The organism is Pseudomonas sp. H1_A03 (assembly GCF_054685145.1).
The window spans coordinates 1,830,749-1,850,731 of the sequence record NZ_CP162829.1 but is presented as its reverse complement, the minus strand read 5'-3'; the positions used below and the strand labels follow the sequence as shown (position 1 = coordinate 1,850,731).

General features: G+C 61.0%; 17 protein-coding genes and 1 riboswitch. Of the genes, 5 read left to right on the top strand and 12 right to left on the bottom strand.

All coding sequences use genetic code 11. The annotated features are described in order from the left end of the window. Window positions 1-10: 10 nt before the first annotated feature. The 8 genes from AB4O35_RS08490 to AB4O35_RS08455 all read right to left on the bottom strand — a co-directional run bounded on the left by AB4O35_RS08490 (window position 11) and on the right by AB4O35_RS08455 (window position 8,963). Window positions 11-721, bottom strand: a complete 711-nt coding sequence (locus tag AB4O35_RS08490) for a PqiC family protein (RefSeq protein ID WP_065874371.1) — start codon at window positions 719-721, stop codon at window positions 11-13. A gap of 176 nt (window positions 722-897) precedes the next feature. After that, entirely contained in the window at window positions 898-3,162 is a 2,265-nt protein-coding gene (parC, locus tag AB4O35_RS08485; RefSeq protein WP_065879901.1) for a DNA topoisomerase IV subunit A, read from the bottom strand. 73 nt (window positions 3,163-3,235) lie between these two features. Then, entirely contained in the window at window positions 3,236-4,231 is a 996-nt protein-coding gene (locus AB4O35_RS08480) for an esterase-like activity of phytase family protein (protein ID WP_065874373.1), read from the bottom strand. Beyond that, window positions 4,231-6,135 carry a DNA topoisomerase IV subunit B gene (gene parE / locus AB4O35_RS08475; protein ID WP_049710318.1) on the bottom strand — a complete coding sequence of 635 codons (1,905 nt, stop codon included), beginning with the start codon at window positions 6,133-6,135 and terminating at the stop codon, window positions 4,231-4,233. The genes AB4O35_RS08480 and parE overlap by 1 nt, the downstream gene beginning before the upstream one ends. Window positions 6,136-6,179: 44 nt before the next feature. Continuing rightward, window positions 6,180-6,788 (bottom strand): YqiA/YcfP family alpha/beta fold hydrolase, encoded by a 609-nt coding sequence (locus tag AB4O35_RS08470; RefSeq protein WP_065879899.1) that lies wholly within the window; start codon window positions 6,786-6,788, stop codon window positions 6,180-6,182. Between the two features lie 204 nt (window positions 6,789-6,992). After that, window positions 6,993-7,808 carry a 3',5'-cyclic-AMP phosphodiesterase gene (gene cpdA, locus AB4O35_RS08465; protein ID WP_460149581.1) on the bottom strand — a complete coding sequence of 272 codons (816 nt, stop codon included), beginning with the start codon at window positions 7,806-7,808 and terminating at the stop codon, window positions 6,993-6,995. Between the two features lie 97 nt (window positions 7,809-7,905). Further along, complete coding sequence (locus tag AB4O35_RS08460; RefSeq protein WP_012721893.1) at window positions 7,906-8,355, bottom strand: DUF1249 domain-containing protein; 450 nt, start codon at window positions 8,353-8,355, stop codon at window positions 7,906-7,908. Further along, complete coding sequence (locus AB4O35_RS08455; RefSeq protein WP_049710321.1) at window positions 8,346-8,963, bottom strand: NUDIX domain-containing protein; 618 nt, start codon at window positions 8,961-8,963, stop codon at window positions 8,346-8,348. Before AB4O35_RS08455 ends, AB4O35_RS08460 begins: the two co-directional genes overlap by 10 nt. 190 nt (window positions 8,964-9,153) lie before the next feature. Between AB4O35_RS08455 and AB4O35_RS08450 the strand changes: the two genes are divergently transcribed. Continuing rightward, window positions 9,154-9,891, top strand: a complete 738-nt coding sequence (locus tag AB4O35_RS08450; RefSeq protein ID WP_065889111.1) for an RsiV family protein — start codon at window positions 9,154-9,156, stop codon at window positions 9,889-9,891. Here the strand turns inward: AB4O35_RS08450 and cytX are convergent. Both cytX and thiC read right to left on the bottom strand, forming a co-directional pair. Further along, the gene (cytX, locus tag AB4O35_RS08445; protein WP_065945546.1) at window positions 9,860-11,149 is read right to left on the bottom strand and encodes a putative hydroxymethylpyrimidine transporter CytX; all 1,290 of its coding nucleotides are present in this window, start codon (window positions 11,147-11,149) and stop codon (window positions 9,860-9,862) included. The two genes, AB4O35_RS08450 and cytX, sit on opposite strands and share 32 nt — an antisense overlap. Window positions 11,150-11,314: 165 nt before the next feature. Beyond that, complete coding sequence (gene thiC, locus AB4O35_RS08440) at window positions 11,315-13,219, bottom strand: phosphomethylpyrimidine synthase ThiC (protein ID WP_065874378.1); 1,905 nt, start codon at window positions 13,217-13,219, stop codon at window positions 11,315-11,317. Window positions 13,220-13,368: 149 nt separating this feature from the next. Next, window positions 13,369-13,474, bottom strand: a riboswitch (TPP riboswitch). A gap of 195 nt (window positions 13,475-13,669) precedes the next feature. On the opposite strand from thiC, the gene AB4O35_RS08435 reads away from it, so the two are divergent. Then, the gene (locus tag AB4O35_RS08435; protein ID WP_049710325.1) at window positions 13,670-15,109 is read left to right on the top strand and encodes a TolC family outer membrane protein; all 1,440 of its coding nucleotides are present in this window, start codon (window positions 13,670-13,672) and stop codon (window positions 15,107-15,109) included. 121 nt (window positions 15,110-15,230) lie between these two features. Here AB4O35_RS08435 and waaA read toward each other — a convergent pair whose 3' ends face one another. Both waaA and AB4O35_RS08425 read right to left on the bottom strand, forming a co-directional pair. Beyond that, the gene (gene waaA / locus AB4O35_RS08430) at window positions 15,231-16,508 is read right to left on the bottom strand and encodes a lipid IV(A) 3-deoxy-D-manno-octulosonic acid transferase (protein ID WP_065945547.1); all 1,278 of its coding nucleotides are present in this window, start codon (window positions 16,506-16,508) and stop codon (window positions 15,231-15,233) included. A 23-nt stretch (window positions 16,509-16,531) separates the two neighbouring features. Continuing rightward, complete coding sequence (locus AB4O35_RS08425; RefSeq protein WP_065875242.1) at window positions 16,532-17,422, bottom strand: LysR family transcriptional regulator; 891 nt, start codon at window positions 17,420-17,422, stop codon at window positions 16,532-16,534. 102 nt (window positions 17,423-17,524) lie between these two features. Here AB4O35_RS08425 and AB4O35_RS08420 point away from each other — a divergent pair, with 102 nt between their 5' ends. The 3 genes from AB4O35_RS08420 (at window position 17,525) to AB4O35_RS08410 (ending at window position 19,965) form a co-directional block, all read left to right on the top strand. Next, the gene (locus AB4O35_RS08420) at window positions 17,525-17,860 is read left to right on the top strand and encodes a DMT family transporter (RefSeq protein WP_049710328.1); all 336 of its coding nucleotides are present in this window, start codon (window positions 17,525-17,527) and stop codon (window positions 17,858-17,860) included. A 120-nt stretch (window positions 17,861-17,980) separates the two neighbouring features. Continuing rightward, window positions 17,981-19,156 carry an NAD(P)/FAD-dependent oxidoreductase gene (locus AB4O35_RS08415; protein ID WP_065875243.1) on the top strand — a complete coding sequence of 392 codons (1,176 nt, stop codon included), beginning with the start codon at window positions 17,981-17,983 and terminating at the stop codon, window positions 19,154-19,156. Beyond that, a complete protein-coding gene (locus AB4O35_RS08410; protein WP_065945548.1) occupies window positions 19,153-19,965 on the top strand; it encodes an aldo/keto reductase in 813 nt (270 codons plus the stop codon). Before AB4O35_RS08415 ends, AB4O35_RS08410 begins: the two co-directional genes overlap by 4 nt. Window positions 19,966-19,983 lie beyond the last annotated feature (18 nt).

The following is a 19,983-nucleotide window of genomic DNA, read 5'->3' as shown; positions in this document are numbered from 1 at the left end:
GTGATTCAAATCAGAACCTGAACACTTCCATATCTGTACGAATCGGCACCGCCATCGGCATCTTCGGCTTCTGCGGCTCTGCCGGCTTGGCCTGTGTCGGGGCGTTCTGCTTGCGGGGTGCCTCGGCGATCGGCGGCTGATTGGCCAACGGCTTGAGCGCCACCGACAATTGCTGCGCCAGATGCTGCAACAGCACGCCCTGGGCCTGGACCTGGGACGCAGTGGTGCCGGTGTGTTCTTCCTGCAGATGCACGATGCGGTTATCGCGCACCTGGCCACGACGGTCGATCAAGCGCCATTGCGCATCGAGGATCGCCGGTTGCGATGTACCAGAGTCAAGCCGGGTAATGGTCAGCAACACTTGCACATCCGGGCTAAAACCAGTGGGCGCAGGCGCGAGTACAACACGCTGGCTATCCAGATGCCCGGCCACTTGGCGCAGCATCAATTGGTTGATGTCGGAGGACAAACTGCCCGCCCAGCGACCATCGGTAGAACCTTGCAGGCTGCCGTCGTTTTGACGTTGCAGCAGGGTTTCGCGTTGCAGGTAGTCGGCTACGACCACCGGGCCCAACAAAACGGCCAGGCCAGCGCTTTGTGCTGGCTGAGCCGGACTTCCGCTGTCCAGCTGGTACAGCGACACAGGCTGATGTGTGCTGCAACCCGCCAACCCCAAAAGGCCAGCGAGCACGAAAATAAAAGGAAGGCGTGGAGCAGTCATCATCCCATCCAGGTGGCTGCCACAAGGCGAACCACAATGTAATACTAAAAATAACCTAAACACGCTCGGCCACGCCGGCGCTGGAAAGGCCATATCATCCGTGAATATGCGCCATGACTCCAGCGCCAAAGCGTCGATCTACGCTTTAAATCGTAGATCGAGGGCTCTAAACCGCCTTAAACAGGCGTTTCCACCAATAAAGCATCCACTCGCTGGAAGCCACGTGGCAATTTGTTACCACGACGACCGCGCTCGCCCTTGTAATGTTCAAGGTCGTCAGGGCGCAGCGACAGGGTGCGTTTACCGGCTTGCAGCACCAGCGTGGAGCCTTCTGGTATGACAGCAATGTCGGTCACGTACTCTTCGCGGCTGGCAACCCGCTCGCCGGGGATACCAATAATCTTGTTGCCCTTGCCTTTACCCAGCTGCGGCAGGTCGCTGATCTTGAACACCAGCAGACGCCCTTCGGTGGTCACCGACGCCAGCCAGTTGCTCTCGCGGTCGTCCACCGGCCGCGGCAGGATCACCTTGGCGTTGTTCGGCAGGCTCAGCAGCGCCTTGCCTGCCTTGTTCTTGGCCTGCAGGTCTTCACCCTTGACCACAAAACCGTAACCCGCGTCTGACGCAATCACGTACAGCGCATCGTCGTCCGGCAGCAGCACGCACTCGAAATTCGCTCCGGGCGGCGGTGTAAGGCGCCCGGTCAACGGCTCGCCCTGCCCCCGAGCGGATGGCAAGGTGTGGGCCGGCACCGAATAACTGCGCCCGGTAGAATCGATAAACACCGCAAACTGGTTGGAACGCCCGGCGGCAGCGGTCTTGAACCCGTCGCCCGCCTTGTACGACAGGCCAGTGGCATCAATATCATGCCCTTTGGCAGAGCGAACCCAACCCTTTTCCGACAGAACGACGGTAATTTTCTCGTTCGGCAGCAGCTCGGTCTCTGTCAGAGCCTTCGCTTCGGCGCGTTGCACGATAGGCGATCGACGGTCGTCGCCATAGGTTTCGGCGTCTTTGATCAGCTCGCTGCGCACCAGCTTCTTCAGCTTGGCTTCACTGCCCAGCAGCGCTTGCAGCTTGGCTTGTTCCTTGAGCAGCGCGTCTTGTTCGTCGCGCAGCTTCATTTCTTCCAGTCGCGCCAACTGGCGCAAGCGGGTGTCGAGGATGTAGTCAGCCTGGATCTCGCTCAGCTCGAAACGCGCGATCAACTCGGCTTTCGGGTGCTCGGCGGTGCGGATGATGTGGATCACTTCATCCAGGTTGAGGTAGGCGATCAGCAAGCCGTCCAACAGGTGCAAGCGGCGCTCGACCTTATCCAGGCGGAATTGCAAGCGGCGGCGCACAGTGTTGACGCGGAATTCCAGCCACTCCACCAGCAGATTGCGCAGGTTTTTCAGCTGCGGCTTGCCATCCAGGCCAATGATGTTGACGTTGACCCGATAGCTCGACTCCAGGTCCGTGCTGGCGAACAGGTGCTGCATCAGCACTTCGTGGTCGACCCGGCTGTTGGTCGGGATGATCACGATGCGGCATGGGTTTTCGTGGTCAGACTCGTCACGCAGGTCGGCAACCTGCGGCAGTTTCGACGGTTTCGCCTGCATCAACGCGGCGATCTGCTCCAGCACCTTGGCGCCCGACACCTGGTGCGGCAGCGCGGTGACAATAATGTCGCCGTCTTCAATGTGGTACACAGCGCGCATGCGTACCGAGCCTTTGCCGGTTTCGTACATCTTCAGCAGGTCGGCACGCGGCGTGATGATTTCCGCTTCGGTCGGGTAGTCCGGGCCCTGGATATGCTCGCAGAGCTGCTCGACCGTGGCTTTCGGCTCGTCGAGCAAACGCACGCAGGCCGTGGCGACTTCGCGCAGGTTGTGCGGCGGCACGTCGGTCGCCATGCCGACCGCAATACCGGTGGTGCCATTGAGCAGGATATTCGGCAAACGTGCCGGCAACACCAGGGGTTCGTCGAGGGTACCGTCAAAGTTCGGCCCCCAGTCCGCAGTGCCCTGGCCCAGCTCACTGAGCAACACTTCCGAATATCGCGACAGGCGCGCTTCGGTATATCGCATGGCGGCGAAGGACTTGGGATCATCCGGCGCACCCCAGTTACCCTGGCCGTCCACCAGCGTGTAGCGGTAGCTGAACGGCTGGGCCATCAGCACCATGGCTTCGTAGCACGCCGAATCGCCGTGGGGGTGGAACTTACCGAGCACGTCACCGACGGTACGCGCCGACTTCTTGTGCTTGGAATCGGCATCCAGGCCCAACTCACTCATGGCGTAGATGATGCGCCGTTGGACGGGCTTCAGGCCGTCGCCGATATGCGGCAAGGCACGGTCCATGATCACGTACATGGAGTAGTTGAGGTAGGCATTTTCGGTGAAGTCAGCCAGCGACCGGCGTTCTACGCCGTCTAAGCTGTCTGCGAGGATGTCACTCATGCGGGCCTCATCATTGTCGGGTAAGGCGCAGCGGAATTGCCGCTGCGCCGGGTCAATTCAAAAAAACAGCGGTTCATGGCTGGGCGCTCCAACCACCGGCAGGGGCGGCGAAACGATAGACCACGGGGCGCTTTTCACCATCGGCACGCGGGCCGAAATTGTTGTCGATGCCCAGCCAGGCACCTTCCGCGTCCACCACCAGGGCTTCAGCCAGGCCGTAAGGCTGGGGATAACGCCGCTCGGGCGTCAGGGTCTCGTCGGCAAACGACCAGCACAGCTCGACCTTGGCCGTGACCGCATCGCGCCGGCAAATCTGGAACGCATTGCGCTCCAGTGTGAACAGCTTGCCGTTGAACAGCGCCAGGTCGGCGAAATCCTTGGACACCGCCTTGGCGTTAGGGAACTGCGCCGGTTGTACCTCCTGGCCGGCCTCGCTCAACAATACGCAGGGGCCGTCACAGTCCCATAAGCTTTGAGGACGCTTGATCGAAATCAGGCCGCGTCTTTCACGCTCGGCTGCCAGCCAAATCTGATTGCCCTCGGGATTGATCGCCAGCCCCTCGAATAACGCATTAAAGTGCAACAACATGCCGCTGGCCCGCGCTTCACGCACCATGCCCGGCGCGATCTTCAACCACTCAGGCGCGCCCGTCACTGGCACTTGCAGCACCGCCGCATGGGCCTCACTGACAATGTAACGATTACCCACGGCATCGCAGGCAATGCCTTCAAAATCCAGGTCGCCGCCACGAATGAACGAGGCGGCCTTGGTGCGCGAACGCAACCCCCACGGCAGCCCGGATTCCGGCACCGGCGGCACGTCGATCTTCACAACCTCGGCTTGCCAGGTCGGTGCGCTGATATCCAGGCGATAGATCTGGTCGTCATCGCGGTCGGAAACCGTCCACAGCTCGTGACCGCATACGGCCAGGCCCGACAGGTTACCGCCACGCATGCCGTCCACGGGGTGTTCGGAGAGAAGCTTGAGCTCTGCAACGGGCGCGGCGACCACCTCGGTGGCCGCCAACCCGCTCAACATCAGGATCGCCAGGGCGAAACCTGTGCGCATCAGCCCAGCACCTCGGCCAGGTTGCCTTTGGATTCTAGCCAGGACTTGCGGTCCGGCGCGCGCTTCTTCGCCAGCAGCATGTCCATCATTTCCGACGTGGCGGCGTAGTCTTCCAGGGTCAACTGCACCAGGCGCCGAGTGTTCGGGTCCATGGTGGTTTCGCGCAGTTGCGGTGGGTTCATTTCACCCAGGCCTTTGAATCGCGTGACCTGCGGCTTGCCGCGCTTCTTCTCGGCCACTAGGCGGTCGAGGATGCCATCGCGCTCGGCTTCGTCCAGGGCGTAGTAAATTTCCTTGCCCAAGTCGATACGGTACAGCGGCGGCATGGCGACGTAGACGTGGCCGGCATCCACCAATGGGCGGAAGTGCTGGACGAACAGTGCACACAGCAACGTGGCGATGTGCAAGCCGTCGGAGTCGGCGTCGGCGAGGATGCAGATCTTGCCGTAGCGCAGCTGGCTGATATCGGCCGCGCCCGGGTCGACACCGATGGCCACGGCGATGTTATGCACTTCCTGGCTGGCCAGGACTTCGCTGCCATCGACTTCCCAGGTGTTGAGGATCTTGCCGCGCAACGGCAGGATCGCCTGGAACTCCTTGTCCCGCGCTTGCTTGGCGGAACCACCGGCGGAGTCACCTTCCACCAGGAACAGCTCGGAGCGCATCGGGTCCTGCCCCGCGCAATCGGCCAGCTTGCCCGGCAGTGCCGGGCCCGCCGTGATGCGCTTGCGCTCGACCTTTTTACTGGCCTTGAGACGACGGCCGGCGTTGTTGATCGCCAGTTCCGCCAGCGCCAGGCCCAGCTCAGGGTGCTCGTTGAGCCACAGGCTGAACGCATCCTTGACCACACCGGAGACAAACGCTGCCGCTTCACGGGACGACAGGCGCTCTTTGGTCTGGCCGGAGAATTGCGGCTCCTGCATCTTCATCGACAGTACGAACGCAATGCGCTCCCACACGTCTTCCGGCGCCAGCTTCACGCCGCGTGGCAGCAGGCTGCGGTACTCGCAGAATTCACGCATGGCATCCAGCAGGCCCTGGCGCAAACCGTTGACGTGGGTACCGCCCTGGGCCGTCGGGATCAGGTTGACGTAGCTTTCCTGCACGCTGTCGCCACCTTCCGGCAGCCACAGCAGCGCCCAGTCGACGGCTTCTTTATTACCGGCCAGGCTGCCGCAGAACGGCTCGTTAGGCAGGCGCTCAAAATCGCTGACGGAATCTTCCAGGTAGGAGCGCAGGCCGTCTTCGTAGTGCCACTCGACCTTCTCGCCGGTGCCCTTGTCTTCAAAGGTCACCAGCAGGCCTGGGCAAAGAACAGCCTTGGCTTTAAGTACGTGCTTGAGGCGGCTGATGGAAAATTTCGGCGAATCAAAGTATTTCGGGTCCGGCGCGAAGTACACGCTGGTGCCAGTGTTGCGCTTGCCAACGGTGCCGATCACCTGCAGGTCGGTGGCTTTGTAGCCATCGGCGAAGGTCATCTCGTACTCGTTGCCGTCGCGCTTGACCTTGACCCGGACGTGGTTCGACAGGGCGTTGACCACCGAAATACCCACACCGTGCAGGCCACCGGAGAACTGGTAGTTCTTGTTGGAGAACTTGCCGCCAGCGTGCAGCTTGGTGAGGATCAGCTCGACGCCCGACACGCCTTCTTCAGGGTGAATGTCCACTGGCATGCCACGACCATCGTCGGACACTTCCAGGGAGTGGTCAGCGTGGAGAATGACGTGCACCGACTTGGCGTGCCCGGCCAAGGCTTCGTCGACGCTGTTGTCGATGACTTCCTGGGCAAGGTGGTTCGGCCGACTGGTGTCGGTGTACATGCCGGGGCGTTTGCGCACCGGGTCGAGGCCCGAGAGGACTTCGATGGCGTCGGCGTTATAAGAGCTAGCGCTGGGAGTGGCCATGGGGTCTCGTCGTGAGTCGTTCGATTAAAAAATGACCTGCGACTTTACAGTGCTGCAAAGTCGAAGGATTGATACTGATCTGCGCCAATCCCGGCAAAGCTCAGCAGCGCCGGTAATTGCTGGGCGAACCCTTGGTAACCATGGTCGCCACCGGCCTGGATGCGCAAGGCACAGGCCCGGTAATACTGTTGGGCGAGGCGATAGTCCAGGGTTTCGTCCCCGGTCTGCAACCACACCTGATAACGCGCGGCGTCCTGGGGCGCCGGGACTTCCAGCTCGGCCAGTGCCGTCACGTGGTCGTGGGTCAGTTCCCAGGTCTCGTCGGTGTAGAGGTTCTTTTGGGTGCCCAAATAACCGTCGAACATCCGATGGGGGCTGACCGCTGGGTTCACCAGCAGCGCCTTGAGGCCATGGCGTTCGGCAAGATGGGTTGCATAGTAGCCGCCGAGTGAGCTGCCGACCAGCAGTGGCCGCCCCAGTTCAGCGATAGCGGCTTCCAACTGAGGAATCGCCTGACGAGGATGGTGATGCAGCGCCGGCACGCGCAGTTGGTCAGCCAGGCCGAGGGTATCCATCACGGTGATCAACTGGCTGGCCTTGTTGGACGCCGGCGCGCTGTTGAAGCCGTGGATATACAGGATCGAAGCGGACATGCCGGGCTCTCCGTGACGTGGCCAAAGAGGCGCAGTTTACAGGGATCGGGGTGGTGTGTGAGTCCCCTATCGTCCAGCCGCTGCAGAACCAATGTGGGAGCCGACTTGCCCGCGATGGCGGTGGATCAGTCCTGCATGTATTGGCTGGCAAGCAGCTATCGCAGGCAAGCCCGCCCCCACACTTTTGATCAGCGTTTACAGCTTTTAATAGCCGTTGCTGCCGTAGTCCACGGTAAATGCGAAATCCTTGACCCGCTCCACGCCGGTCTCCAACCGTCCGTCGGCATGCAAGCGTAGCCAGCGATACCCCGGCGCCTGCTCGCTGACCTTGAAATCCTCGCTGCCCGGCGCGAACTGAATGCAAGTGGACGGCGACGCCAACAGCCGCACGCCGTTGCGCTCGCGGTCGATCTCCTGGTGCACGTGGCCCCAGAGCACCGCCCGTACCTGTGGAAAACGGTCGAGCACGGCAAATAAAGCATCGGGATTGCGCAGGCCAATGGGCTCCATCCAGGCGCAACCGATGGGCACCGGATGATGGTGAAAGCACACCAGATGATTCCGGCTCGGTGCTTCGCTCAGGGCCTGGGCGAGCAATTGCAGTTGCTGGTCTTGCAGGTAGCCCGGTACTGAACCGGGTACAGCCGAGTCCAGCAAGGTGACGCGCCAGTTGCCGACATCGACCACCGGCTCCAGCAAGTCGCTGTGCATGGCGGCGTCGGCCATGATCTGCGGCTCATCGTGATTACCGGGGATCCAGCGGGCCGGGGCACCGATGGGCGCGGTCATGTCACGAAATTGCTGGTACGACGCCAATGTGCCGTCCTGGGACAAATCCCCCGTGGCCAACACCAAATCAATCCGCGGCTGCTGCGTGTGCACCAGCTCGATCACCCGTTGCAGGCTTTCACGGGTGTTCATGCCCAGCAGCGTGCCATCGGTCTCGGCAAACAAATGGCTGTCGGACAGTTGCACCAGCAAGGCTGGCGCATCAGGACTCACAGTGGATACGCTCGGCAAGGCGCTCTCCCAAGGCAATCACAGGAATGGACGTTTGGCGTGATTATGCTGGGGCAGGACACAAAGAGGAAACCCATGAAGCGGACGCAGTTCACATCTACCGCACAGCTTCGAACTCATGGCCCAGGGCCAGGCAGTGACTCAACCATTCACCGAGGAACACATTGAGCTGTGCTTTCTCATCGGGCTGGTGCATGAACACGTTGGGGTAAGGATAGATGCTGCGAAAGCGTCGCGCATGTTCGGCGCTGATCACTTCGGCCATGCGCGCATCGTGGTACACCTGCACTTCCAGTTGCGGCACCGGCAGCCATGGCAGGCTGTGCTCCTGGCGCACGCGCAGGGTGGTGGTGTACGGGCAGTTGACGATGACTTCCAAGGCCAGCACGCCGAGCATCTGGTCGCCATGGGTCACGCCGATGCGCCGCGCCTCGGGGGCGTGGCGCATGTCGGGGAGCAGGCGCATCAGCCGCGCATAGTTGGCCTCGCAGGCGGCTTGCAGCCCGATCAGGTCGACTCGATAACGTTCCCGTGCCTTTACTGCCATAACCCCCTCACTTCCGCGCGATTAAGCGCAAGCCATTGCAGGGCGATGATGCTGGCTGCGTTGGAAATTTTGCCGTCACGCACCGCTTGCAGGGCATCTTCGAAAGCCCATACGGTGACGCGGATATCTTCAGCTTCTTCTTCCAATCCATGGACGCCACCTACACCGGTGCTGTCGCAACGGCCCAGGTACAAGTGCACATATTCAGTACTGCCGCCGGGCGAAGGGAAATATTTGGTGATCGGCCACAACGCAGAGAACGTCAGCCCAGCTTCCTCTTCGGCTTCGCGGTGTGCAACCTCCTCCGGTTGCTCGTCCTTATCAATCAGGCCGGCGACCATTTCGATCAGCCAGGGGTTGTCGGTACGGCCCATGGCGCCGACGCGAAACTGTTCGTTCAACACCACTTCATCGCGTTGCGGGTCGTAGGGCAATACGCACACGGCATCATGACGCACAAAGACCTCGCGATTGATCACCCGGCTCATGCCGCCATCGAATTTCTCGTGACGCAGCTGCAGGCGGTCGAGCTGGTAGAAGCCCTTGAAAGCATTGTCGCGCTGAACAATTTCAATCTTGCTCGGCGTCGATTTCGCAATGTCCGTCATATCCTTCCTCGTTAGCCTGTGCAATTCGCGCCATCCTAACGCGCTCACGCCGGTTGGTGCAGCCCCTTTCCAGTTGCCGGGATAGACGGCGAGCGTCAAACTCACTCTAATCAGCTTAGTGGCGAACTGACTGCCTTGCCGGTAGTCGAAGCTGCACAATTTCGCTCTTATCGACGGACGAAGACCCTACATGTCGCTTTTAAAAATCGCCTCCGTGGCCTGCATCGCATTGACCCTGGGTGCCTGCCAAAGCCTGTTCCAACCGAGCTATCGCGCGCCGCTGGAAGCCACCCGCGACGCCACCGAGCAAAGCAAGCCGGGCTGCGCCAGCACCGATTGCCCGCTGGTGAATATCGACACCGTGCATTTTGCCAAAGAACCCAAGCTGGATGCCTTGATCGAACAGCGCCTGCTGGAAATGACACAAGCCGACCCACTGCCGACGAGCCTTGCGTCGTATAGCGAGCAGTTCCTGCGCACCGCTGCACCGCGCAATAGCATGTATTTGCAGGCCAAGGTACGGGAGCAGCATGACGGTCTGGTGATCATCGAGCTGTCCAGCTACCTGGACCAAGGTGCTACCCACGGCGAACCAGGCCGTGCGTTCATCAACTATTCGCGCCAGCAGCAAAAGGCGCTGACCCTGACCGACATGCTGCTGCCCGGCAAGGAAGACGCGTTCTGGAAAGCCGCCCAGGTGGCCCACAACAGCTGGCTGATCAGCACCCGCCTGAGCCTGGAGCCGGAGTTTGTGAAAACCTACCCCTTCCAGAAAACCCCGAACGTGGCGCTGACCTATGGTGGTGTGATCCTCAAGTACCCGACCACCACGATCGCCCCCTATGCCTTGGGCCATGTCGAGCTGCAGATCCCCTACTCGCGCCTGGACGGCATCCTCAGGCCTGAGCTGGTGCCCGCGCGCCGCTGAAGATCCGACCCAGGATCCACTGCAACAGCCCTGCCAGCACCAGTGCCGGCAGGGTCGCGCCGATGTCCGGATACAGATTGGCCAGCAGGTGGTAAGTCGCGATGCCACCCAGCCAGGCCAATAACGCCGGCCAGCGCAGGTTGGCGATTGCGCCTTGGCCGCGGCGGCGCAGGATAAAGTGATCCACCAGCACCACGCCAAACAGCGGCGCAAACACCGAGCCGATCAATAGCAGGAAATTCTGGTACTGAGCCAACGGTGCAAAGCAGGCGATCAGGGTGCAGATAACGCCAATGGCCAACGCCAGGTGCTCGATCTTCAAGCGCAACAATATCCCGCTGGAGACTGCCGCCGAGTGAATATCGGCAAAGGCGTTTTCCGATTCATCCAACAGAATCAATAAAAGCGGAATGCCCAGGCCAGCCCCGGCCAACGCCAGCAATAGCGCATTCACTTCACCGCTCGGCGCAAATGCCAGGGTGTACGCCACGCCCAGGCTCATCAGCCAGAAATTACCGATAAAGAACCCAAGTGCAGTGCCGCCGAACACACTTTTTGCGCGTTTGCCGAAGCGTGAGTAATCGGCGATCAGCGGCAGCCACGACAGCGGCATGGCGATAGCAATATCGAATCCCACTGCAAACGGCATAGAGCCGTCTCCAGCCTGGGCCCAGAGTGCGGCGAGGTCGGCTTTGGCGAACAGGTTCCAGGTGAGCCACAGGCAGGCGGCAAGCAACAGCCAGATGCCCCATTTGCGCAGGATTTGCCTTACGAAGGTCAGTGGGCCGCTGACGGCCAGCAGAGTCGCCAAACCGCCGAAAAACAGGGTCCATAACAAAGGACTGGCCAGCAGGCTGCCGTCGCTGAACGCCCGCATGCCCAACAGGCTGGCGGCGTCGCGCATCACGATGATTTCGAACGAGCCCCAGCCGATCAGTTGCAGCAGGTTGAGCAGCGCCGGCAGGCTCGCGCCTTTGGTGCCGAGGCTGAGCTTGAGGGCGGCCATGGCGGACAGGCCGGTGTCACTGCCGATCACGCCAACGGCGGCCAACAACAGCACACCGACCAGGGTGCCGAGGAAGATTGCCAGCAAAGAGCCGGACAAGCCCAGGCCCGGCGCGAGCAGTGCGCCGGTTTGCAGGACCATCAGGCCGATGCCGAGGGAGAACCAGAGGGAGAACAGGTCGCGGGCGCCGAAGACGCGTTTGTCAGCGGGGACCGCGATGTCCGGGGAGTAGGTGCTGGGTTGAATGCTCAAGGGTGTTATCTCTGAAGAACATTTGTTGTTTGGGAGATCGCTATCGCGGGCAAGCCCGACTCCCACAGGGGACCTGCTGTGAACACAAGATATGTGCACCACTCGGTTAATGTGGGAGCCGGGCTTGCCCGCGATGGCGGCGACACAGTCACCGCCGCCTCTGGATCAGACCTTCTTGTACAGCTGACTCCCTTCCTGCTTGAACCGCTCCGCCTGTTCCGCCAAGCCCTTGGCTACATCGACATCCACCGCTTCAATGCGCTGGTTGGCCGCGTACTCACGCACTTCCTGAGTGATTTTCATCGAGCAGAACTTCGGCCCGCACATCGAGCAGAAATGCGCGACCTTGGCCGAATCCTTCGGCAGGGTTTCATCGTGATACGAACGCGCAGTGTCCGGGTCCAGGCCAAGGTTGAACTGGTCTTCCCAGCGGAACTCGAAGCGCGCCTTGCTCAAGGCGTTATCGCGGATTTGCGCGCCTGGATGGCCTTTTGCAAGGTCAGCCGCGTGCGCAGCGATCTTGTAGGTGATGATCCCGGTCTTCACGTCATCCTTGTTTGGCAAACCCAGGTGTTCCTTGGGCGTGACGTAGCAGAGCATCGCGCAACCGAACCAACCGATCATCGCCGCACCGATGCCGGAGGTGATGTGGTCATAACCCGGCGCAATGTCCGTGGTCAGCGGGCCGAGTGTGTAGAACGGTGCTTCGTCGCAGCACTCGAGCTGCTTGTCCATGTTTTCCTTGATCAACTGCATCGGCACGTGGCCGGGGCCTTCGATCATGGTCTGCACGTCGTGCTTCCAGGCGGTCTTGGTCAGTTCGCCGAGGGTTTCCAGCTCGCCGAACTGCGCGGCGTCGTTGGCGTCAGCAATCGAACCGGGCCGCAGGCCATCGCCAAGGGAGAAGCTGACGTCATAGGCCTTCATGATTTCGCAGATTTCGTCGAAATGCGTGTAGGTGAAGTTCTCTTTGTGGTGCGCCAGGCACCACTTGGCCATGATCGAGCCGCCACGGGACACAATGCCGGTGACGCGCTTGGCGGTCAGCGGCACGTAGCGCAGCAACACGCCGGCGTGAATGGTGAAGTAATCGACGCCCTGCTCGGCCTGCTCGATCAGCGTGTCGCGGAACAGCTCCCAGGTCAGGTCTTCGGCGGCGCCGCCGACTTTTTCCAGGGCCTGGTAAATCGGCACGGTACCGATCGGCACCGGCGAGTTGCGGATGATCCACTCGCGGGTTTCGTGGATGTGCTTGCCGGTGGACAAGTCCATCACGGTGTCCGAGCCCCAGCGAATGCCCCAAGTCAGTTTCGCCACTTCTTCTTCGATGGACGAACCCAGGGCGCTGTTGCCGATGTTGCCGTTGATCTTCACCAGGAAGTTACGGCCGATGATCATCGGTTCCAGTTCGGTGTGGTTGATGTTGGCCGGGATGATTGCACGGCCACGGGCGATTTCTTCGCGCACGAATTCCGGGGTGATGATCTTCGGTACGCTGGCGCCAAAGCTGTGGCCGGCGTGTTGCTGGTCCAGCAGGCCACTGGCGCGGGCTTCTTCAAGCTTCATGTTTTCGCGGATGGCAACGTATTCCATCTCGGCAGTGATGATGCCTTTGCGCGCGTAGTGCATCTGCGTGACGTTGGCGCCGGCCTTGGCGCGGCGCGGGTTCTTAACGTGGGCGAAGCGCAGCGCGGTCAACTCGGCATCACTCAAACGCTGTTGGCCGAAGTGCGAGCTCAGGCCGGGCAGGCGCTCGGTATCGCCACGCACTTCGATCCACGGCGAACGTACATCGCCCAGGCCTTTGCGCACATCAATGATCACATTGGGGTCGGTGTAGGGGCCGGAGGTGTCGTAGACGACGACGGGGGCGTTGATTTCACCGCCGAAATCGGTGGGGGTCACGTCCAGGCTGATTTCGCGCATCGGCACGCGGATGTCCGGGCGAGTGCCCTGCACGTAGATTTTTTGCGAGCGGGTAAACGGCTGCACGGAGCCGGAGTCGACCTTGGCCGATTCACTCAGGTGCACGGTGTTTTTCAGTTTTGTACTTTTTATTTCTGTGCTCATCACGGGCTCTCCAACTTATCCAGGCGGTGGATTTTTGTCGGAGCGAACCTGTGACGGATGGACGCACTGAAACCAGTGCTGTGCTTGGCGCACGAGCGCTGTTCGATTGTCGAACAACATCCCGGACGAAGCACAAGAGGACTCGCCGGGTGACGAGAAATCTTGTTCCCTACGCAGGTGCTAACCTGATCAGGTTCAACGGGATCCGGTATTTACCGATCTCAGCCTTCCAACAAGGCACCCCGACAAGAACGCGGCCAGTCTAGACCATGCCGTGGGCAAATTGCCAACACCCGAGCATTCAGCGTGATGAATGGCGCAATTACAGGATTGTTGTGCAATGGCAGCGCCACTACACTCGGCAACTGCCTCAAGGCTTGACGCTATGGATTACTCGTCTTAGCCTTGAGCACCAAATTATAATCGTAATATTCAATCTAGGGATTGCCCATGCTGCGCAAACTTTCACTGGCGCTCGCCGTGTCTTGTGCAACCAACGGAATGGTCTGGGCAGCTGAAGCGCCCCTGTCGACCAAAACCGACTTGGTCAGCGTCTACCAGGAAGCTGTAGACAACAACGCCGACTTGGCCGCCGCCCGCGCTCAATATGGCGCACAGAAGGAAGTGGTGCCCCAGGCCCGCGCCGGGCTGCTGCCTAACCTGTCGGCTGGCGCCGATTCCAATAGTGTGCGCAATGAATTTGATCAGCCCGCCGCCAAGATTGACCGTGACGCTCATTCCTGGCGCGCGACCTTGAGCCAACCGATATTCCGTGCCGACCGCTGGTTTCAATTGCAAGCCGCTGAAGCCGTCAACGAACAGGCAGCGCTGCAACTCTCGGCCACCGAACAGAACCTGATCCTGCAAAGCGCCGAAAGCTACTTCAGCGTGCTGCGAGCCCAGGACAATCTGGCGACGACCAAGGCAGAAGAAGCAGCGTTCAAGCGCCAACTGGATCAATCCAACGAACGTTTCGACGTCGGTTTGTCGGACAAAACTGACGTACTGCAATCCCAGGCCAGCTATGACACGGCGCGCGCCAATCGCATTGTCGCCCAGCGCCAGGTGGATGATGCTTTCGAAGCATTGATTACCCTGACAAACCGTCAGTACAACTCGATCCAGGGCATTGTCCACACGTTGCCAGTGCTGCCGCCGGCACCGAACGACGCCAAAAGCTGGGTCGAAACGGCAGGTCGCCAGAACCTTAACCTCCTCGCCAGCAACTACGCCGTCACCGCCGCCGAAGAGACCCTCAAGCAACGCAAGGCCGGGCATGCTCCAACCCTTGATGCGGTGGCGCAGTACCAAAAGGGTGACAACGATGCCCTCGGCGCCAGCAATCCCAACGCTTTCGGCCCGGACTATCACGGCGACGCCTCGCGCCGGACCATCGGCTTGCAGTTGACCATCCCGATCTACAGCGGCGGCCTGACCAGCTCGCAGGTGCGTGAATCCTACTCGCGCCTGGGCCAGACCGAGCAGCAACGCGAAGGCCTGCGCCGCCAGGTGGTGGAAAACACGCGCAACCTGCACCGTGCGGTAAACACTGATGTGGAACAGGTACAGGCGCGCCGCCAGTCGATCATCTCTAACCAGAGCGCGGTGGAAGCCACGGAAATCGGCTATCAGGTGGGGACGCGCAATATCGTTGACGTACTGGATTCACAGCGCCAGCTCTACGCATCGGTGCGTAACTACAACAACAGCCGCTACGACTACATCCTCGACAACCTGCGTTTGAAGCAGGCAGCGGGCACCTTGAACCCAGGGGATCTGCAGGACCTGGCGCGCTACCTCAAGGTTGACTACAACCCGGATAAAGACTTCCTGCCGCCGGATTTGGCCAAGGCCGCGGCCGAACAGTTGAAGGCTCGCCCCGGCTATTAAACACACCGTATAACTAATTGTGGGAGCGGGCTTGCTCGCGAATGCGGTGTGTCAGCCAGTACATCTGGTACTGATACACCGCATTCGCGAGCAAGCCCGCTCCCACATTTGATTGGTGTTGTCAGCGGGTAAGCAATTTGTCCAAACCATCCAACAAACGCTTGAGCGCGCCCTGATTGGCCTGCATCACCTCAAGGCCAGCCTGGGCCATCTTGCGTGCATCCTGTGGCAGTTCGAACAACTGTCGCACGGCTTCGACCAGTCCTTGGGCATCGTCCACCTCTCGCAACGCACCGGCTTCACGCATCATTGCGGTGATTTCGAGGAAGTTGAACACGTGCGGCCCCATGATCACGGGTTTGGCCAACGCTGCCGGCTCCAAAGGATTGTGCCCGCCGGTCGCCACCAGGCTGCCGCCAACAAACGCGCTGTCGGCCAACGCATAGAGAAACAGCAGCTCACCCATGGTATCGCCGAGCAACACTGACGTTTGCGCGGTAACCGGTTCGCCGCGGGAACGGCGCACGGTAGCAAAGCCTTGCTGCTCGCACAGTTCAAACATCGGACCGAAGCGTTCCTGATGGCGCGGCACCAGAATCAGCAGCGCGTTGGGATAGCTGTCGAGCAATTGGCGATGGGCAGCCAGCACCACGTCATCTTCACCTTCGTGGGTGCTGGCGGCGATCCACACCGGACGCTCGCTGGCGCCCCATTGTTCGCGCAATGCGGCCGCACGCACCGGTAACTGGGGGTCGATAGTCAGGTCGAACTTGATCGAGCCGGTGACTTCGACGGTTTCCGCACGAGCTCCCAGGTTCAGGAAGCGCTGGGCTTCGGTGTGCGTCTGTACGGCGAACAGGCTCAGCTCAGACAGCATCGGCGCCGTCAGCTTGGCGAAACGTGCATACCCCTTGGCCGAGCGCGCCGACAGCCGCGCATTCGCCAACGCCACCGGAATCCCGCGCTGGGCGCAGGCGTGGATATGGTTGGGCCACAGCTCGGTTTCCATGATCACCGCGAGTTTCGGCTGCACACGATCAAGAAAACGCTTGGCCGCGCACGGCAAGTCATACGGCAAGTAGCAGTGCTGAATGCGCGGCTCGTTGGCGAACAGCGCCTGGATGCGCTCGGAACCGGTGGGCGTCATGCAGGTGACGGTGATGGGCAGCTCTGGATAACGCGCAAGCAACCCCCGAACCATCGGCGCAGCAGCGATGCTTTCGCCCACCGACACCGCATGCACCCAGATCCCGCCCGGTCGCATCACCGGCAAGCCATAGGAAAAGCGCTCGCCGACGCGGTTGGCATAGGCCGGCGCCTTGCGCGCACGTAACCACAGACGTAAAGCCACCAACGGCAGCGCCAGGTAAAACAGACAGCTGTAGAGAGTTCTATTCATGGCGCCGGAGTTTATCGGCTTTTTCAGTCGATCGCCTGCAAGCACTCAGCAAAACGTTTGGCCAGGAAGCGCGCGGCGGGCCCCAAGTGCTCGTCGCGGCGCCACACCAATTCCACCACCAGGGCTGGCGGCGTCCATTCGCTGTCCAATTCGACCATTTGTTGCTGATAAGTCGGGTACTGCACGATATGCCGGGGCAGCCAGGCCCAGCCCAGGCCACTCATCAGCCATTCGGCCAGCACGTAGAAACTGTCGGCGCGCCACACCAGCGGGCTGGCGGCTTCACTGCCGGGGTAAACGCTGGTCTGGGTCGACATCAGCAGTTGGCGAAATTGCGCCAGGCGCTGGCAATCCACGTACTTTTCCTTGGCCAGCGGGTGATTGACACCGCATACCGTGACCATCTCCACACTGCCGACTACTCGCCGCTCGAGTGCTTCGGGGATCTGGTCGTGATAGAACAACAGGCCCAGGTCCGCCTTGCGCTCCACCAACTTGCGCGCGACATCACCCTGGGCGGCGCTGGACAGTTGCACTTCCAGCAGCGGGTACTGCCCCGCCAGCGCCTCAAGGCTATCAAGGACAGGCTGGAACAACATGGCTTCATCCTGAGCCAGGCGCAGGCAAGCCTCCTCGCCGCGCGTCAATGACAGCGCCCGGCCATTGAGCCGCTCGCATTGGCGCAGCACTTCGCGTGCTTCTTCCAGCAACACGCTGCCGGCTTCAGTCAGCCGCGGTTGGCGGCCACTGCTGCGCTCGAACAGGCTGACGCCCAGGTCCGCCTCCAGCATGGCAATCGCATTGCTGACGGCCGATTGGGCCTTGCGCTGCTCACGCGCCACCGCCGAAAACGAACGCAGCTCGGCGACGCTGACAAATAGGCGCATCTGCTCCAGATCCCACTGCACGCTCATGGCTCAACCCATCTCTAATTCGGATAGGTAATGACTTTACCCCATCTGATAAAACTCTAAAATGCCAGCCTTATCTGATTGCTTTACCCCGAGGATTGACCCATGAACGCCGCCTACTACTACTTGGCCATTGCCATCTGCTCGGAAGTGATCGCCACCGTTTCGATGAAGGCCATCAAGGGCTGGAGCACGCCAATTCCCCTGCTGCTGGTGATCGTCGGTTACGGCGTGGCGTTCTGGATGCTGACGTTGGTGGTGCGCACGGTACCGGTCGGCGTGGCCTACGCGGTGTGGGCCGGGATGGGCATTGTGATGGTGAGCATCGCGGCGCTGTTTATTTATGGGCAAAAGCTGGATATCCCGGCGATGCTGGGAATGGGCCTGATTGTACTGGGCGTGGTGGTCATTCAATTGTTCTCGAAAACCGCCGGGCACTGATTGTTCACTTAAAACTTAACTGAATCCAGAATTCGCAGCCTCACTGAAGCTCGACAGCGCCTACGGTGCGCATGCCTTGAGAATGTATACTTGGCGCCTTGTTTTGAAGAGAGGTCGCCCATGCCATCCGTTATTTCCACCGACGTTCTGATTGTCGGCGCCGGGGTTGCCGGCCTCTGGCTGAATGCGCGCCTGCGCCGCCAGGGCTTTTCCACGGTGGTCGTGGAAAGCGCCACCCTGGGTGGCGGGCAAAGCGTGAAGTCCCAGGGGATCATTCACGGCGGTGCGAAATACGCCCTGCACGGTGCCCTTACCGGCGCTTCCGAAGCGATTGCCGATATGCCGCGCCGCTGGCGTGAAGCGCTGGCAGGTAACGGTGAACTGGATTTGTCCGGCGTACGCTTGCTGTCCGAGGCCCATTACCTGTGGTCCCCCGGCACGCTCGCTGGCAACCTCACCAGTTTCTTCGCCAGCAAGGCCGTGCGCGGCCGCGTCGACCAGGTCAAGGGCAATGACCTGCCACCCGCCCTGCAAGACCGCCGTTTCAAAGGCAAGGTCTATCGCTTGGCCGAACTGGTGGTGGATGTACCGAGCCTGATCGAACGCCTGGCACAATTGGCCGGCGACGGGTTGCTCGCCGGGCAACAGATTGAACCGTTGCTGGAAGGCGACGCGCTGGTGGGTTTGAAGGTCGACGGTCGCGCGATTCGCGCCCAGCGCATCGTGTTGAGCGCCGGCGCCGGCACGGCAGATTTGCTGACCGCGCTGGGCCTCAGCCAGCCAGCCATGCAAAAGCGTCCATTGCACATGATCATCGCCAAAGGGCCCGGCCTGAAGCCGTTGTACGCCCACTGCCTGGGCGGCGGGACCAAGCCGCGCATCACCGTCACCACTCACCCGGCGGCCGATGGCAATTGGGTATGGTACATGGGCGGCGACATTGCCGAAGCCGATGGCGTGGCGCGCACCCCGCAAGAACAGATCGCCACCGCGCAGAAAGAGCTTGCCCAGCTGTTGCCTTGGATCGACATGAGCCAGACCCAATGGGCCACCCTGCGCGTCGACCGTGCCGAACCATTGCAATCAGGCTTATCCCGCCCCGACAACGCCTTCATCGCCGAGCAAGGCCGCCTGTTAGTGGGCTGGCCGACCAAGCTGGCGTTGGCGCCTGACTTCGCTGATCGGGTGATCGACAGCCTGGAGCGTGATGGCATCCGCCCAAGCGCCAGCGAGCCACTGCCCGTCCTGCCCAAACCCGCCATCGGTGTACCTGCCTGGGAGCAACTGTTGCCATGAGCCTGCCAACCCTGCATGACCTGCATCGCCCCTTGGGCAGCACCGGCCTGCTGGTCTCGCCGCTGGGCCTGGGCACCGTCAAGCTGGGTCGCGATCAAGGGGTGAAATACCCCAGCGGTTTCCAGATTCCCGGTGACGACGAGGCCCGTATGCTGTTGCGTCAGGCCCGTGAACTGGGCATCAACCTGATCGATACCGCACCGGCTTATGGCATGAGTGAAGAACGCCTGGGGCCGCTGCTGCGGGATCAGCGCAAGGACTGGGTGATTGTCAGCAAGGTCGGTGAAGAGTTCGAGAATGGCGCGTCCAGCCACGACTTCAGCGCGGCTCATACCCGGATGTCGATCGAACGCAGCCTGAAACGCCTTGAAACTGATTTTATCGACCTGGTGCTGGTGCATTCCGACGGCAACGACCTGCATATCCTCAACGACTGCGAGGTCTACCAAACCCTGGCCGAGCTGAAAAAGGAAGGCAAGATTCGCGGTTTCGGGTTTTCCGGCAAAACCGTCGAAGGCGGTGTGAAGGCTCTGGAACAGGGCGATTGCGCGATGGTCACCTACAATTTGAACGAACAGGCCGAGAAAGCCGTCATTGAGTATGCGGCGGCACACGGCAAGGGCATCCTGGTGAAAAAAGCCCTGGCCAGTGGTCACGTTTGCCTTGCGTCTGGAGTGGATCCAATTCGCGCCAGTTTCACGTTGTTGTTTGCGCAAACCGGCGTCGCCAGTGCTATTGTCGGGACCATTAATCCGCTGCACCTGGCCCATAACGTGGCGACCGCTGCCCAAGTCATTCGTCAACTCTGATGCCGCCGACGCGGCCGA